The 17,411-nt window shown below is 41.2% G+C and carries 14 protein-coding genes and 1 pseudogene; 12 read left to right on the top strand and 3 right to left on the bottom strand.

Translation table 11 applies throughout. The features are described from left to right. The first annotated feature begins 639 nt into the window (after positions 1-639). The 11 genes and pseudogenes from rlmD (at position 640) to AC3ANL_RS24335 (ending at position 13,990) form a co-directional block, all read left to right on the top strand. A complete protein-coding gene (gene rlmD, locus AC3ANL_RS24385) occupies positions 640-2,010 on the top strand; it encodes a 23S rRNA (uracil(1939)-C(5))-methyltransferase RlmD (protein WP_488326895.1) in 1,371 nt (456 codons plus the stop codon). A gap of 142 nt (positions 2,011-2,152) precedes the next feature. Further along, positions 2,153-2,692 (top strand): sigma-70 family RNA polymerase sigma factor, encoded by a 540-nt coding sequence (locus AC3ANL_RS24380; protein ID WP_488326894.1) that lies wholly within the window; start codon positions 2,153-2,155, stop codon positions 2,690-2,692. After that, positions 2,685-4,100 (top strand): DUF4179 domain-containing protein, encoded by a 1,416-nt coding sequence (locus AC3ANL_RS24375; RefSeq protein WP_488326893.1) that lies wholly within the window; start codon positions 2,685-2,687, stop codon positions 4,098-4,100. Before AC3ANL_RS24380 ends, AC3ANL_RS24375 begins: the two co-directional genes overlap by 8 nt. A 429-nt stretch (positions 4,101-4,529) precedes the next feature. Further along, a complete protein-coding gene (locus tag AC3ANL_RS24370) occupies positions 4,530-4,769 on the top strand; it encodes a sulfurtransferase TusA family protein (RefSeq protein ID WP_488326892.1) in 240 nt (79 codons plus the stop codon). 43 nt (positions 4,770-4,812) lie between these two features. Then, positions 4,813-5,175, top strand: coding sequence for a DsrE family protein (locus AC3ANL_RS24365; protein WP_488326891.1), 363 nt, complete (start codon positions 4,813-4,815; stop codon positions 5,173-5,175). Between the two features lie 132 nt (positions 5,176-5,307). Next, positions 5,308-6,021, top strand: coding sequence for an OsmC family protein (locus tag AC3ANL_RS24360; RefSeq protein WP_488326890.1), 714 nt, complete (start codon positions 5,308-5,310; stop codon positions 6,019-6,021). A gap of 13 nt (positions 6,022-6,034) precedes the next feature. Then, positions 6,035-7,204, top strand: a complete 1,170-nt coding sequence (locus AC3ANL_RS24355; protein ID WP_488326889.1) for a vitamin-B12 independent methionine synthase — start codon at positions 6,035-6,037, stop codon at positions 7,202-7,204. 22 nt (positions 7,205-7,226) lie between these two features. Then, on the top strand, positions 7,227-7,679 hold the full coding sequence (locus tag AC3ANL_RS24350) for an OsmC family protein (RefSeq protein ID WP_488326888.1): 453 nt from the start codon (positions 7,227-7,229) through the stop codon (positions 7,677-7,679). A gap of 12 nt (positions 7,680-7,691) precedes the next feature. After that, positions 7,692-7,913 (top strand): annotated as a pseudogene (locus AC3ANL_RS24345) (IS66 family transposase); the annotation flags it as partial. A 425-nt stretch (positions 7,914-8,338) separates the two neighbouring features. Continuing rightward, the gene (locus AC3ANL_RS24340) at positions 8,339-10,702 is read left to right on the top strand and encodes a bifunctional YncE family protein/alkaline phosphatase family protein (protein WP_488326887.1); all 2,364 of its coding nucleotides are present in this window, start codon (positions 8,339-8,341) and stop codon (positions 10,700-10,702) included. A gap of 156 nt (positions 10,703-10,858) precedes the next feature. Continuing rightward, positions 10,859-13,990, top strand: coding sequence for an efflux RND transporter permease subunit (locus tag AC3ANL_RS24335; protein ID WP_488326886.1), 3,132 nt, complete (start codon positions 10,859-10,861; stop codon positions 13,988-13,990). Between the two features lie 425 nt (positions 13,991-14,415). Here the strand turns inward: AC3ANL_RS24335 and AC3ANL_RS24330 are convergent, their stop codons facing one another. After that, positions 14,416-14,742, bottom strand: a complete 327-nt coding sequence (locus AC3ANL_RS24330; RefSeq protein WP_488326885.1) for an AzlD domain-containing protein — start codon at positions 14,740-14,742, stop codon at positions 14,416-14,418. Then, positions 14,733-15,455 carry an AzlC family ABC transporter permease gene (locus tag AC3ANL_RS24325; RefSeq protein ID WP_488326884.1) on the bottom strand — a complete coding sequence of 241 codons (723 nt, stop codon included), beginning with the start codon at positions 15,453-15,455 and terminating at the stop codon, positions 14,733-14,735. The genes AC3ANL_RS24330 and AC3ANL_RS24325 overlap by 10 nt, the downstream gene beginning before the upstream one ends. 109 nt (positions 15,456-15,564) lie before the next feature. Between AC3ANL_RS24325 and AC3ANL_RS24320 the strand changes: the two genes are divergently transcribed. Beyond that, positions 15,565-16,950, top strand: a complete 1,386-nt coding sequence (locus AC3ANL_RS24320; protein WP_488326883.1) for an aminotransferase-like domain-containing protein — start codon at positions 15,565-15,567, stop codon at positions 16,948-16,950. A 193-nt stretch (positions 16,951-17,143) separates the two neighbouring features. Here the strand turns inward: AC3ANL_RS24320 and AC3ANL_RS24315 are convergent, their stop codons facing one another. Continuing rightward, positions 17,144-17,386: a hypothetical protein gene (locus tag AC3ANL_RS24315; protein WP_488326882.1), complete on the bottom strand. Its 243-nt coding sequence runs from the start codon at positions 17,384-17,386 to the stop codon at positions 17,144-17,146. Between the last annotated feature and the right edge of the window lie 25 nt (positions 17,387-17,411).

Genomic DNA, 17,411 nt, shown 5'->3' with positions numbered 1-17,411 from the left:
AAGAAGTCGACAAACGCATGGTAAATTTCAATTCCCTGGTAAGTGAGCATTCCTGCTGCTGTTAACGAAAAAAATCCAATCATCACAAAGCGGAACCACATATTTACTTCCTCCCTTTATTTTTGATTTTACTTTTTAAAAGGGAGAGAGGATTACATAATTTGATTGGTGAAAGATCGGGATCAGAAAGCTTTTTTTTCTGTCAAAGTTGAAAGGTACATACGTGAGTAAGATGACAGCTGTTAATAGGATGCAGGTAAATACGAAAAGTACGTGAAGGGTGACTGGCTGTTTTTTCTCACCGTCAGTTTGCGTCTTTACCTTCCAATCATCTACACTAATGATGGCTTTGATTTCAGAATGGGAGTGGTTAGTTGTGAATGTGAACTGTGAAAAGCTGAAGGCAAGGAAGGCAAGAAGTAATGGAATAGAAAGGGTTTTGATCACTTTTATCGTTATCCACTCCTTCCAATGAGATTGTTTTAATCATATACACTTTTATTATATTTGAAAATAGAAATATTCTGACAATTTTTTCAGTTTTTTTTTTAAAAGGGCGATCTTTAGGGCGGATTTTCGCAATTAACCGTTCTTTGTGATACAATCTTAGCTAGTCAAAATGAGTAAAGGAAGAAACAAATGACCAGAACATTACCGGTAAACAAAAATGATTATATAGATGTTGTCTTTGAAGACTTAACCCATGACGGAGCAGGTGTGGCAAAGGTTGAAGGCTATCCATTATTTGTTCCAAACGGATTGCCAAGGGAAAAGGCAAAAATAAAGGTGATTAAGGCAGGCAAAGGCTACGGGATTGGACGATTAATGGAGCTTTATGAAAAAAGCCCTTATCGGGTTGAGATTCCTAGCAGTGAAAAGCATAAGTACGGCGGCTGCCAGTTGGAGCATATAAGCTATGAAGGTCAGCTGAAATATAAGGAAAATCAAGTCCGTCAAGTACTGACCCGCATTGGAAAGTTGGAGGATGTGATCGTCCATCCGATTTTAGGCATGGACAGTCCTTGGCATTACCGCAACAAAGCACAGGTGCCGGTCGGTGAGAGAGATGGCAAACTGATTGCTGGTTTTTTCAAACCAAGAAGTCATGAAATTGTGGATACGAATGAAAGTTTGATTCAACTGCCGGAAGTGAATGAAGCAATTCAAACGGTAAAGGAGATCGCAAGAGAGCTGGGAATTCTGGCCTATCATGAGGAGAGCCATAAAGGTGTTCTCCGCCATATCATGGCGCGCTATGGGAGGCAGACCGGCGAGCTTATGGTGGTCATCATCACGCGAACAGCAGATCTTCCGCAAAAAGATAAGCTGGTGGAGGAAATAGTGGCACGCCTCCCTAAGGTGAAATCAATTGTTCATAATGTAAATTCGAAACGAACCAATGTTATTCTTGGTGAAAAAACGAAGGTCCTATGGGGCAATGAAGTCATTTACGACTATATTGGCGATGTTAAATTCGCTATTTCGGCCTTATCTTTCTATCAGGTGAATCCTGTACAAACAAAGGTTTTATACGAAAAGGCACTTGAATATGCAGACTTAAGCGGCGAGGAAAATGTCATTGATGCATATTGTGGGATTGGGACGATTTCTTTGTTTTTAGCTCAAAGGGCAAAGATGGTATTTGGTGTGGAAGTGGTACCTGAAGCAATAGAAGACGCGAAACGGAATGCAGCCTTAAACGGAATAGAGAATACGGAGTTTGCGGTCGGGGAAGCTGAGGTTGTCATTCCAAAATGGTACAAGGAAGGCAATGTTGCCGATGTGTTGGTCGTTGACCCTCCCCGTAAAGGTTGTGATGAGGCTTTGTTGCAGACCATCATTGATATGAAGCCGAAAAAGGTTGTTTATGTATCTTGCAACCCTGCCACATTAGCGCGGGATTTAAGGATTTTGGAAGATGGGGGATACAAAACCGTTGAAGTGCAGCCGGTTGATATGTTTCCACAGACGACGCATTGCGAAGCAGTTGCGAAAATAGTATTAAAATAAGCAGAAACCGAACCAGGTTTCTGTTTATTTTTTTGGACTTAGGATTATATTTGCATGTTATGCTTTTTTAGAAAATACTTTAACTTTTTGAAACTTTTCTTGAGTATAGATTCCACTAATTAGTAAAGGGGGTCAAAAAAATATGGAAAATGAAAGCCACCGGCTAGTTAAAAAAGCAATCAAAGGTAATAAGAGCGCCTTTGAAAAGTTAGTTCAACAGCATTATGAAAGAATCTACCGGACTGCCTATCTTTATGTACATAACGAAGAAGATGCGTTGGATGTTGTCCAAGAAGCAACCTATCAGGCCTTTACATCTATCCATTCGTTAAAAAATCCAGAGTATTTTATGACCTGGCTCACCAGGATTGTCATACGATGTTCGGGACATGTCCTAAAGAAAAAAAGCAATGTTGTTCCTTTGAGTGATGAGATATTGTCAAACCTGCCAGGTAAAGCAAATTCAAACATTGAAGAATCTTTACAGCTCTTAAATGCAATTCAGCAGCTGAGAGAGAATTACCGTACTGTTATTATTCTATTTTACTATTACGATTACTCGATAAAAACGATTAGCAGTGTCATGGAAATTCCAGAGAGTACCGTAAAAACTTATTTAAGCAGAGGGAAAGCGGAGTTAAAAAAGTCCTATAAAAATGAGGAGGACAAATGCCATGGATAACAAGGAACTCAAAGAAGCAATAGAACAAATAGCTGTACCGAAAGAAAAAGTATTTAGCGCCATTTCCAAAGGGCTAAACAAGGAAGTGAATGGGGGAAAGGTAAAGAAAAAGAAGGTTCTTGCAGGTGTAGCGACTACAGCTGCTCTTCTTGGAATCACCTTTGCTTCCGGATTCGTTAACCCTACAATGAATAGAGTATTGGCTAATACCCCTTTAATAGGCGGGATTTTTCAAGAATTTAATGATGCAACAGGTGTACAGTTAGCTAATCAGAATGCAGTCACAGAATTAAATCAAGCAATTACAAAAAACGGGGTAACTGTAAAACTGACCAGTGCCTACTTTGATGGCAATGTGGTGTCAATTACAGGATTTGTAGATGAAGATGTTGAAAAGGGGGGTAACGAAAAAGGGGAAGTAAGCTTTGATATGAACTTCGAACACTATAAAGGGGATCATGACCCTTGGCTGCGTGGAAGGTCAAATAACATTAAGAAAGTGGAAAATGGATATAACTTTCAATGGAAAATGGAATATCCATATAAATCATTTAAGGAGAATTCTACTCTTCCTATTACTATTCATAATATCAACGGGATAAAAGGCGAATGGAATTTTGATATCCCAATTCAACAGGAAAAAAATAGTACACTTGCTATTAACCAGGAGCAAGGATATTCGGAAGACGAGGTAAAAATCCGTATTAAAGAGATACTCACTGCAAAAGCAACATCTTCGCTTATTTATGAGACCGTGGAGAAATACAAGGGTGATGATATTTATATACAAAAAGCTGTTGATAATAAAGGAAAAGTGTATAGGTTTGAAAACCCAACATTTCTCGAGGAATCAAAACAAGAAGATGGATATCATAGTACCATGAGAAGAGAAATGACCAAGCTGAATTCAGATATAACATCCCTTACTTTCTATCCTAGCTTATCAGCCGCAGATCCAAAAGTACAACAGCTATTGAATATTAAATCTTTCACCCTAAAAAGCACACGGTTCAATTTAGGCCTGCAGGTAAATGATGTTACTCAAAAAGGGGGGGAATTGGTAATAGATTATCAACTTACAGGGCTTCCAAAGAATTTGAGTAAAGGTAAACTTGAAACGATTAACCATAATTTGAAATACGGTTTCTGGCTGGTTGATAAGGAATATTTAACTAAGATCGACCCGGAAAATCCCTGGCCTCCTAAAAACCACGGTATTCCCTTTAATAAAGTAAAAATGATTGATAAGGCAACAGCACACTTCCAATCTACTTTTGACATAAACGGAGAAGAAAGGATTGAGAATATTAAACTGGAAAATACAATGTTGTTATTTGATTTTTCAAGCTTTATCTCAGCCAAGGAATTAAAACCATTTACTGTTCAACTTCCAGTGGAAAATGAATAAACCCGCCAGCATCTCGTGTGTTGTCAGTTACAGTCCACACATTAGGAGTGTGTCGTAAAAGTAGTAATAAAATAATTTAAAGAGTCTATTTCAAAAGTAGAAATGGGCTCTTTTTCTGCAAACGTTGTACTTTCGACAAAATCTAGCAAACTTCGGGTCGTGACAGGCACCGCAAATCCTTTTACAATCCGCTTTTGTATAGGTATAAAAATGTTAATGTTTTGTGAATAACGGACGATATGAATCTATTGGGGAAGTTAGAAAACATTGGTAGAATAATGTTTCTGGTGTTGGTATCTAAAAAATAGATATTTATTAATCAGATATATCGATAAAGTCATTTCATATTAAAATAATCTTTGTTTATAATTTATGAGTATGAAGCCTACATAGTTTGAAGAAATGCACATGCTGAAGGGAACGTAATAAATGGGTAAGAAATATTTTCCAGTTGTGACTTATGATGCAGGTCCAACCGGTTGCGGCGAATTAATTATGAATTTGTTTCTAACCATGAAAAAAATGAATAGCGGAGAAATTATAGAGGTTATCTCTTATGATCCAGGCGCACGCGAAGATATTCCAGCGTGGTGTCGATTGCAAAATCATCATCTATTGGAAAGAATTGATGATGGAAATATTAGTCATTATTTTATTGAAAAAGGCTGATTTAGTCTTTTACATATTAAATGATTTTTAGGAGGATATAAAAATGGCAGGGAAATTTTTAGTAAGTTTAACAAATGCAAAAAACGATCCAGATAAAGCGACAGTTGGTTTTGTTGTGGCAAATGCGGCTGTTGCATCAGGTCAAGATACTGTTGTCTTTTTAAATGTTGAAGGAGCATACCTAGCATCTAAAGGCTATGCGGATGATATTCATGAAGAAGGATTTGCTCCATTAAAACAACTTATGGATCAGTTTATTGAAGCTGGTGGAACTATTTGGGTTTGCAGTCCATGTTACAAAAAACGTAATTTTACCGAAGAGGATTTAATTGAGGGTGCTACGATTGTCGGTGGAGCTAAAGTCGTCGAATTCTTAAGTCAAGGCGCTGCTTCTATCACTTATTAAGAAATTTTTGAAACAATAGAAGGATTAAATAATTGAGAACATTTTACTCCCCTTTTATTAAATGAAAGGGGAGTAAAAAATATGGTTTCTATCAATAAGTGAAAAGGTTAACAAAATGAAAAAGGTGATTTGATGGACAATCCAAAAGCAGTTTGCGATGGTGGAGATTTAGATTGTGGTTCTGGTCTATTGTTAATCATCAAAAAAGCAATGGATCCCTTATTAAATGGAGAAATATTAGAAGTTCGAAGTCGTGAGCGGACGGTTGCTGATGATTTACCTGCTTGGTGCAGGATGGTGGATCACAAGTTTCTCGGTTCAGAGCCAGGGGACAACACGACAAGATATTTTATTCAAAAAGGGTCGCAACAAGAAGGGTTAGCATCTGACCTAAAAGCTGCAAAAGGATATAAATGGAATGTTCGAGTTCGCGATGAAAACGCTTTAATGGCTAAAGTCCATTCCAGAAATCATACTTTCGTAGTCGGGCAGCCTGCTGATTTTAGTTCTAAAGTGGATGCCCCTAGTGCGATCGATTACTTACTGGGGGCTCTTGCATCAGATTTAGCAGTTGGTTTTAAGGCGCAAGCATCAAGAAGAAATATTGAAATTGACCAACTAGAAGTATCAATCAAAGCTGGGCTAGAAAATGTTTTGTATCATCTGGAATTGGAAGATGAGGGAAGCCCAAGAATTCAAGAATTGAAAGGAACCTTTTATGTATCCTCTCCACAGTCAGAGAATGACTTAGAAAAGCTTTGGGAAAATACGCTTGATCGGTCTCCAATTTATCAAACTCTAAAACAAACGATTAAAATCGATATACAGTTTTCAATTGTATATTGAGGAGGTTTTCTAAATGACATTACCAATGTTCCCTACGACTACCATCGGCAGTTGGCCACGCTCGAAAGAAGTACAAAGGGCCATGCGTGATAAACGCGCTGGCCGAATAAGTGATGAAGAATTCCAAGTTGTTGCCAATGAAGCAGTGTTACAATGCTTGAAATGGCAAGAAGAAGCAGGCATTGATATTGTAACAGACGGTGAACAGCGCCGAGATAATTATATTTCCTTTGTAGCTGAACATTTGAATAATGTTCGCATGCTAAGCGTTTCAGAATTGCTAGATTATATAGAAGATAAATCTAGTTTTGAAGAAATTTTAGGGACGTTAGATGTACCAGCTTTTTCAATGTCTAATCCTGCAGCAATAGGCAAAATTAGCCGCAAAAAACCGCTCGCATTAAATGACTTTTTATTTTTAAAACAACATACAAACAAAGCGGTGAAGGTGACTTTACCTGGACCTTATTTATTAACAAGATCGATGTGGGTCGAAGGACTATCACAGGATGCTTATCCAACCAAAGAAGATCTATCTATTGATATTGTAAAAGTCTTACGAGAAGAATTAGAGGATCTCATTGCAGCAGGAGTTGAATTTGTCCAATTTGATGAGCCTGTCTTAACCGAAGTTGTGTTTACGAAAAAGAATGCAAACAGAACCTTCATGTGCGGTGCATTAACAGCAAAAGCAGATGCAGAAGAAGAGTTAGCGTTTGCCTTAGAGTTAATCAATAAAGTAACCGATGGAATGTTAGGGAGAGGCACTACCATTGGCGTTCATATTTGCCGCGGAAATTGGAGCACAGAGGATGACATCTTACTACGTGGCCCGTATTTTCCATTAATTCCTTATCTTGAAAATGCAAATGTGGACCAACTAGCTCTAGAATATGCAACACCACGAGCAGGAGAAATTGATGCGATTAAGAGCATTGGAGGCAAATCATTAGGTTTTGGTGTGATTAATCCTAGAACCGTTCATGTTGAATCTGTGGATGATATTATCGCACGTGTGGAGGAAGTAAGAGCCATCTTACCTGATGAAAGGATCCTTTTAAATCCGGATTGTGGTTTCGGCACCTTTGCACAGCGCCCGATGAATAGTGATGAAATTGCTCTTGAAAAATTAAAAGCCATGGTTGAAGCGGCAAAAAAACTTCGAGAAACGGTAAGAGTTTAAGATTAATGGAGGTATGATAAGCATGGCACAAAAAATGACTGTAAAAATAGAAGGAATCGGTAATGGGATGAGAACAGATTCAGTGGCAGGAGAGCATAAAATTGCCATTGATGAACCAGTACCAATGGGTGGAAAAGATTCTGCGATTGACCCACTTTCTACTTTTTTAGCATCCCTGATTGGTTGTGAAAACGTAATGGCACAAATCATTGCAAAAGAAATGGATTTCGATCTTAAAGGGATCTCATTTAACGTAGAAGGTGAACTTGATCCTAGTGGTTTAATGGGAAATTTAGAAGTAAAACCATATTTCGAAAAAGTAATGATAAAAGCAGCTGTTGAAACATCTGAATCTCAAGACAGAATTAATGAAATGCAGGCTGCTGTTGATTTGCGGTGCCCGGTCTTTAGAACCATTAAAGACGCTGGAATTCCTGTTGTAAATCAATGGGTTAAAGCACCGGTAGTAGCTTAAATGTGACATAAAAGAAAAAACTGGCCTTTTTCAATCAGCAAAGCTGGTGCAAAAGCAAATGCCATCTGTTTGAGTATTGCAGAAACTGCCAAAAGTAACGGCGTTGATTTCTATGAATACACAAAGAAACTTTTGACAGACCTACCGAATCTCGGCATCCATCAAAGCCCCGAAATTTTAGATCAATACATGCCCTGGTCAAAAATGATTCAGGCTGAATGCAATAGGCCTTAATTCGATTAAAAAAGTCAGAATGTAAGGCTTATTTTTTTATGTTTCGGGCTTACGTTATTAATACTTAATTAGATATCGAAAATTTAACCCGCCAGCACTCCATGTATTGCTACATACACTCGGCACATGTGGAGTGCGTAGCAAAAGTAGTATTCAAATAATTCAAAGAGCCCATTTCAAAAATAGAAATGGGCTCTTTTTTGAGGAATGCTGTACTTTTGACAAAATCTAGCAAACTTCGGGTTGTGACAGGCAGCGCAAATCTGTCGCGTTAAATCTGGGCTAAAACTACTAATTTTAAAAAACAATCCTAATATTATCCTGATTTTCTTTATATTTATTTATCCAGTATTTACCTTAAATTAACAAATTAAGAGTAAGATTATGAGTTGAATCAATCTATTAATTTTAAGGAGATGTTTTCTATGAAAAAGAAAAAGATAGCAGCTCTATCACTCGCTGCAGTGCTGCTTGGTTCAACGTCAGCCTATGCGGGCTATACTCAATTAGTCGGCCCAAAGCAAGATGGAACGGCTGTGACACCGCATGGATGGTCCGTAACCCCCGCCGGCAGCCAATTGACATTAGGTGATTTCCCAATGGGCGGGGCGCTCAGTCCGGATCACCGGTATCTCATCGTTTCTAATGATGGACAAGGCGAACAATCGATTCAAGTAGTCGACATCGCTGCCCAGAAAGTCGTACAGACAATTCCTTACAAATCTCCAGAAGCTCTTTACTTGGGCGTGGCCTTCAGCCCAGACGGAAAAACCGTCTATGCATCAGCAGGAGGCAATAACAAAATCAGAGTCTATCAATTTGATAATGGAACATTAACAGAGCAAGCCCCGATCCTGATTACAGACAGCAAGAAAACCAACTTCTACCCAGCAGGCATTTCCGTATCCCAGGATGGAAAGTCACTTTACGTTGCCAATAATTTAAATCACTCCGTTTCAAAAATTAACCTTGCCACCAACGCCATTGAAAAAACGACAGCGGTCGGAAGAAATCCTTATACGACTCTATTAAACCAGGACGGGACCTCCTTGTATGTCACCAACTGGGGAGAAAGCAGCATCAGCGTGCTGGATCCACAAACTCTTACCGTTAAAAAGACCATTTCTGTTGGTCTCCATCCAAATGCGATTGTAGAAAATTCTGCGGACGGAATGATCTATGTGTCCAACTCCGACAGTGATTCTGTTTCGATTGTTGACCCGCATCAGCAAAAGGAAATCAAAACGATTTCGCTCAGCCCATACAAAAAAGCACAGATGGGAAGCCAGCCAAACGCTCTATCGTTAAGTGCTGACGGGAAAACCTTATACGTTGCCAATGGCGGAAATAACGATGTAGCCGTCGTGGATCTGCAAAAAGAAGAAGTGACTGGGCTAATTCCAACTGCCTGGTATCCAAGCGGTCTCTTCACGAAGGACAACCAGCTTATGGTGCTGAACGCAAAAGGCCTGGGAGCAGGATCCAACCGGGAAGGGCAGTACATAGGCAACATGATCAAAGGAACCATGTCCTTTATTGACGTTCCTGATGAAAGACAGCTTAAGCAATATACGAATCAAGTAGAAAAGAATAATAAAATCACTCAGCCAACCGGATTTAGCACCAGTGAGAAATTCCCGATTCCTCGTTTTGAAGGTCAAGAATCGCCAATTAAACACGTTATCTATGTGATTAAGGAAAACCGCACCTATGACCAAGTGTTTGGCGATATGGAAAAGGGCAATGGTGACCCAAGCTTAACCATCTTTGGAGAAGATATTACACCAAATATCCATAAGCTTGCTGATCAATTTGTTCTGTTAGATAACTTCTATGCTAACGCAGAAATCAGTGCTCAGGGACATAACTGGTCAACAGCGGCACAGTCCAATGACTATGTGGAGAAAACCTGGCTTGCCAACTATTCAGGTCGGAACCGTGGCTATGACTATGAAGGCGGAAATGAAGCAGCTTATCCAAAAGCCGGGTTCTTATGGACCAATGCCCTTCGCTCAGGCGTGACCTTCAGAAATTATGGCGAGTTCATCAATTATGACAGTAAGACAGGAAAATATGTAGCAGCTGAAGCCAGCATGGGCAATAACTTTGACCCTGATTTCCCTTCTTATAATCTTAAAATCTCGGACCTTGACCGCTATGCAGCCTGGGAAGAAGAATTCAATGAATACGTAAAAAATGGGAACCTGCCTCAGCTGCAAATCGTCCGCCTGCCTAACGACCATACGCTTGGAACAAGAGTAGGAGAACTGACTCCGCAAGCGATGGTTGCCCAAAATGATTATGCGCTAGGAAAATTGGTTGAAGCAGTCAGCCGCTCTCCATACTGGAAAGACACGGCTATTTTTGTAACAGAGGATGACGCTCAGAACGGCTGGGATTCCGTTGACGCACACCGTACCACATCGTTGGTGATCAGCCCTTACACACAAACAAGTAAAGTAGACAGCACGTTATATGATACAACCTCGATGCTTCGGACGATGGAAATGATTTTAGGCATGAAGCCGATGACCCAGTTTGATGCTTCGGCGGTTCCGATGGTCAACTCGTTTACTCATAAGCCAGACTTTAAACCATTCGAGCTGGAAGAGCCAAGATACCCGCTTGACCGCAAAAATGGGGAAAATGCACCGATGGCGGCAGAATCAGCCGAGCTCGATTTCTCCGGAGTCGACCATGCTAACTCGGATAAATTAAACAAGATTCTCTGGAAAGCGACAAAAGGGGACCAGCCATATCCTGGTGAGAGAAAGGGACAAAATAAGTAATCGTATTACGGAAATAAAGCTCATAAGACAAAACTCTCGAGTCATTTGGGAGTTTTATCTTTAAGAGTCATTTGAATGGCCCAGGCAGGTTAATCTTTAAGCCAGGTTCTGGGCCGTATTTTTTTACATACTTTTCTAAAGGAAGGTACATATCCAATGATTCGGTTTATTGAAGGAACAATGAAGCGGTCGGTTTTGATTCTTACTTGCGTGGTGCTGATTATTGCTTGGGGGGCCATGTCGGCATTTCAGATGCAGCGGGATTATCTGCCGCCGATTAATAACACGGCGCTTATGGTCACCATCCAGGCGGATGCCTACCAAGCAGAACAGGTTAAACAAAGCATTACCGCCAAAGTTGAAGAAGCGGTCCGGTCGGTTGATAAGCTTGATTATATGGAAACCAACTCGTTTGATGGCGGTCTAATGGCGAGCCTATTTTTCCCTAGCCATACCGATATGGAAAAAGCAGAAGAAGATGTCAGGGCAGCAGTTGAAAGAGTCCATTTTCCAGATGACGTGAAAACCCCTGCGATAAAAAGGCTGAGCACGAACTCCTTTCCGATCATGCGGTTAAGTTTAGCGGCAGGTTCAGAAGATATGAAAGAAAATGAGCTGCGTACGTCGGTTCAAGAGAAAGTAGCAAATGAAATCGAACGCGTTTCAGGAGTAAGGGAGGTTCGTGTTACTGGGGCTGGAACTGACGGATATGTGTTGACAGTAAGGCCGGATGCCTTGCAAAAATATGATTTGACTATTAAAGATGTGCAAGCGGCCCTTTCGTCTATGCATCCGGTGTGGCCGCAAGGAACCATAAAAGAACAAGGCGGGCCGGCTGGGCAAGTCACGATGCCCCTCCGTATTACCGGCTGGAAAATCAATAGTGAGGACTTAAATCAAGTAACCATTCCTGTTAATGGCGGGGAATCCGTAAGGCTGGCCGACATCGCCAGCGTCGAGTCCAGCATTGTGGACTTACAAACCATTTCCCGAACAGGCGGGCAGGCCAGCGTCCTGCTGGATGTTTTAAAAACACCATCATCCAACATTACGGATGTGACCGAACGAATCAATGATAGAATCAAGGAAATCCCGGAGATCCAAGCGGATGCCGTAAAGCTTTCCGTTTTAGTGGATCAGGGACAAGATATCAACTCTGCTTTAAAAGGGTTGGTTAAGGAAGGGTTATTGGGCATTGTATTCTCGGTCATTTGTGTGTTTTTATTTTTCCGAAATATCCGCTCTACCTTGATCATTGCTTTAACACTGCCAATCTGTCTTCTGTTCACTACGGCCATCCTGAAAGCGATGGACGTCAGCTTAAATATCTTAACCATTTCCGGATTAATTGTGGCGATGGGACGGGTGGTCGATGACTCGATTGTCGTAATGGACAATATGTACCGGAGGCAGACGGAAAAACACAACGGGCTGATTACGGCACAAGAATTGGCCAGAGGGGCTGCCGAAATGATTCCGGCGATTGTTTCCTCCACAGCTACGACGGCTGCCGTGTTTGTGCCGATTTCCATGATCGGCGGCATGATCAGTTCGGCATTTTCCGGATTTGCCTGGGCCGTGGTGATTGCCCTTGCAGCCTCGCTGGCCGTTTCGATTATTGTCGTCCCGGCTTTAGCCCATCTATTATGGCAGCATAAACCAGTGGCAGCGTCTTGGGATATCGAGCCAAAAGCGAGAAAAATGATTCAATGGGCATTTTTGAAGAAAAAAGTCGTGGTTGGTTTTGCGTTGGTGATTTTTGCAGCGACGATCGTTGAAGCCCTGTTCCTGCCGGTGAACTTTTTTCCAAGAGGCAGTTCAAATGATGCTGCCATTCAGGTTGAGCTTCCGGAAGGAGCCCAGCTGTCTGAAGTGGATGCCGAGGTAAAAAATATTGAAACCATCTTAAAAAATAATGCGGATATCGAGACATTTTCTTCGACGCTTGGTTCGACCTTCACACCTATGTTTGATGATGTGTTTGACGAAGGCGGCGGCTGGATGCAAAAGCAAAATATCGCCTATGTTAACGTCGGGATTAAGGATCAAGTTGATATTGATTCCTTTGTAAAAGATCTGCGCGGGGAGCTGGGAAAACTATCAACAACGGCTGTCTATACTGTATCGAATCAAAATATTTCCGGCGATGATTCCCGTTTAAAGGTCATTTTGACAGGGGGAGACCAGCTGGAGTTAGCCGCAGCCGGCATTTCCGCAAGAAGCAAGCTGCAGATGATTCCCGGATTAAGTATCGAAGGAGCGGCTAATGATGCGGATGCACCCATCAAACATTATCTTTTATTGAATCAGGAAAAAATCCAAAGCTTAGGAATTAATGTCGATGAGGTCCTTAACGGGATTCAAAATTACTTACCTCAAGATGTGAGGATGGATATTTCCTCCGGTGACATTCATACACCTATTGCCATTAAGCTGGACAATAAGGATTTTCAAATTTCCGCAGCGGATCCGAGCCCGGAAACCACGATTTTATCCGAAATCGGTCATGAAATGTTCACGGCCAAGGATGGTTCGCAGGTATCATTAGCGGAACTCACGACGCTGGAAACGAGCAGCCAAACGGTAATCAGCGAGCGGGACGGACGTCCGTTTGCCGCGGTGACGGGTAATATTATTACAAGGGATATTGGCAAGGTAACCAAACAGGTAAAAGCGACCATGAATGAGTTGGATCTTCCACCGGGTGTGGAATACTCGCTGGGAGGAATTTCGCAGCAGGTGAAGCAAATGGTCGTCGAGATGGGTCTTGCTCTCGCTTTATCGATTCTGCTGGTTTTGATAATTGTAAGCAGTGTGTTCCGCAGCTGGTATGCCCCTGTTGCCGTTCTGATGTGCGTACCGATGGCGCTGATTGGATCGGTGTGGAGCATGGCGGTTTTCGGAATGGAATGGAATCTTGCGGCATTGATTGGTGTGTTGATGCTTGCCGGGATTGTGGTGACCAACGGAATCGTGCTGGTTGATAAAATTGAACGGAATCTCGCCGGCGGGATAGAAGCGAAGCAAGCGATCTTGCTTGGAACCGCGACAAGGGTTAGACCCGTATTGATGACAGCTGGGACAACAATCTTGACATTGCTGCCGTTAGCTTTCTCCAATAATGCGAATACCATTGTTTCGCAGACACTAGGAGTTGTGGTGGCTGGCGGTATGATTAGTTCCACGCTTATCTGCCTTTTGGTGATACCGATTATGTATGAATGGCTTGGCGGAAAAGCGGGTAAACCTAGAAAAATGAAATCCAGCCGGCAGCAGTTGTCTGCTTAAATTTTTAAAGGGATACTTTATTCGGAATCGGGGACTGTTAATGTGAGCAGTCCTCCTTTTCGATATAGAGGGGGGCAGCGCCCTTTCGACTCTAAATAAGTAGGACCGAGCCTTTTAAAATACTCACCAACATCCCATGTGTTGGCAAACACACTCTGCATATGTTGAAGCCCTGGCGAAAATAGTTTCGAAATAAAAAAACTGTCGCTCCTGAATATAGTCAAGAAAATCGACAAAGTCCGGGTGGTGACAGGCGCTTTTTTTTATATGTTTCCGCAGACCACACACGTGGAGTGCGTAGCAAAAGTAGTATTAAAATAATTCAAAGAGCCTATTTCAAAAATAGAAATGGGCTCTTTTTTTTGCATAAGATGTTCATTCGACAAAATCTAGCAAACTTCGGGTCATGACAATGCTTTACCAATTTAAAACAAAAAACGTAATACCATTATAGAGATGATTCCAGCTACAACAGTTCCTAATAAACTGCGTGTTACAATGGCAATAATAAAAGCAGGCAACGCGGCGATTAGTTCAAGGTTATTTTGCACAGGTTCCAATTTTCCGTTTGGCATTAGTAATTCTTGCCCCACTAAGGCTGCCATAACGGCAATGGGAATGTAGTTCAACCATCTCATGGTCCAATCTGGCAGTTCAACACGACTTAGAATCGCAATTGGAAGCACTCTTGGAATGAATGTTACAAGGGCTGAGCCTAAAATGATTAAGAAGATAGACCACCTTACTTCCATTTTTCCACCGCCATTCCTATGGTTGAGGCAATGATTGTCGCCACAATCACACCCACGCTTCCAGATGCCACTAAGCTTACCCCAACAACAATGGCAACAGCACTTAGTGCAACAAGAACATCTTTCATCCATTTTCTTCGGCTGAACATCTGCAGGACAAGAAGGCCAATAAACATACCCGGCAATGCAAAATCAAGACCGAATTTTTCCGGATTCGAAATCCATTCTCCGAAAAATGCTCCTGCAAGATTGGCAATGAACCAATTTAAATAAGCGGTTATATTTAAACCGTACATCCATTTTTCGCTGAGCCATTTCTTACTTGCTGCTTCATTCATTGCCACACCAAATGTTTCATCTGTAAGTAAAGAACCGATTAATATATTCTTGAAGGGGGAAAGATGACGGAAATAAGGCGATATAGCCGCGCTCATTAACAGATGGCGGAGATTAATAAAGAAAATAGTAAAGATAATCGCTAGAGTGGGACTATTAGCCCCAATCATCGCGGCAGCAATAAACTGGCCAGAACCTGCGTATAAAAGCAAGGATATTAGTCCAATTTCAACAATCGAAAGTCCTGCTGTTTTTTCCACAACACCGGCCGCAAATCCAATACTTAAGTAACCAAGTACAGTGGGCAGACAATCCCGTACACCGGCAAAGAAACTGTTTTCTTCCCGCAACAAAGTGCTATCACTTATGTTCAACATCCTTCCCTCACTTTTAAAAATAATTTGTATGTACACTACCTTATCATCCTTATTGTATGGCTTCAATGATATAATTGTATGCAATACAATTTTTCGTGGAGGGTGTTTTATGCCAGTTAATTCATTTGAAAATTATCCTATGTCGTGGAAGCCGGATAAAAAACAGCTTATCCCTCCATTGTATCGATCGATTGCCAGTTTGCTGGAATATGATATTCTCAATGGCTTTCTTGCACCCAACACGAAACTTCCACCGCAACGGGAATTAGCAGATTACCTTGATATTAACCTCAGCACTGTCACAAGGGCATTTAAAATATGCGAAGTGAAAGGATTAATCTATGCCGTTACCGGAAGGGGGACCTTTGTTACTCCCAATATAAAAAATGCTATTTTCATGGCAGAAAGTGATGAGAATAAGAATTATATAGAGATGGGGATCATCAAGCCCCTTGATAGCACAAACTCATTAGTCGCAACAGCGATTAAAAGAATAGCCACCAAAGATTATCTGGAAAATTTATTAGATTACAGACACCCGTTGGGAATGCCTTATCATCGAATGGCAGCCAAAAAGTGGATGCAGCGCTTTAACATGGATGTACCCATTGAAAATATTGCGATCACTTCAGGAGGGCAAAATTCGTTTTCATTGATTCTAATGGCCTTGTTTCATCCGGGAGATAAAATAGCGGTGGATATATATACTTATCCTAATTTTATTGAACTGGCCAAAATATTGAATATCCAATTAATCCCTATTGAGGGGGATGAGTTTGGCATGAAGCCGGAGAGATTAGATGCCGTCTGCAGAACAAATTCATTGCAGGGAATTTATTTGAGTCCCTCTTGCAATAATCCTACTGCTGTAACTATGAATATGAATCGCAGAAAGGAAATAGCAGAGGTCATCAATAAACACGGGCTCATTTTAATAGAGGATGACGTATACTCTTTCCTAGCTCCGCTTGGCTATTTCCCTATATCACATTTTGTGCCGGAAAGGTTTGTTTATATCCTGAGTATTGCCAAATCACTCTGCTCTGGTATTCGAGTTGCATTTATCGCTTACGCCAATCAGTTTGTTGAAAAAATTACGTATGGAATTTTTAATCTCAATGTAAAAACATCTGCCTTAAATGCAGAAATTATAACAGAATTAATTAATACAGGGACTGCTGAAAAAATCATTAAGAAAAAGAGGGAAATTTCACAAGACCGGAATTGGATTTACCAGAAATATTTTCAAACCGATCATCCGATTGAAAATCCTATTAGTTTTTTTCGTTGGTTACCATTGCATAAAAAATGGCAGCTAAACCAGTTTGAGCATATTGCTTTAACCCGGGGGATTCATGTTTATCATTCTCATCGTTTCTTGGTCAAAAAAGATGAAGCTCACCAATTTGTTCGTATATCACTAACATCTCCTAAGGACTCCGATGAATTGGAGAAAGGGCTTTGCATCCTAAAAAAATTTTTGCTAGAGTCGTAAATACCTGGTCACCAACCTCTCATGTGTTGCCACATACACTCGGACATGTGGAGTGTGTAGCAAAAGTAGTATTAAAATAATTCAAAGAGCCCATTTCAAAAATAGAAATGGGCTCTTCTTGCAAATGTTGCACCTTTGACAAAATCTAGCAAACTTCGGGTTGTGACAGGCACAGCAAATCAAGGTAAGCGTCTCAAGAGCGCTCTAGAACGGTAGCGAGCATGCGGTGGACGACCTCGTGATCACGCAAATCGTGCAGGCGGTAGTCTTTACCCGGAAGCGTGTACCACTCCTCGGCGCCAACATATGTGATGGCGAGCGTGAGGGCACCGTCGTCATCGCAGGTGGTGCGCAATTCAAGCTTCCCGCTGATCACGCCGACCTCATTGGTCATTACACCATGGGTTGCGGTGAAGATTGACGTCTTCTTTTCCATGTGAGTGACTCCCTTCTGTGGTTGG

The sequence above is a fragment of the Neobacillus sp. DHD-1R genome (assembly GCF_057747995.1).
Note: the sequence above shows the minus strand (reverse complement) of the source record. Positions and strands in the feature narration are given on the sequence as shown.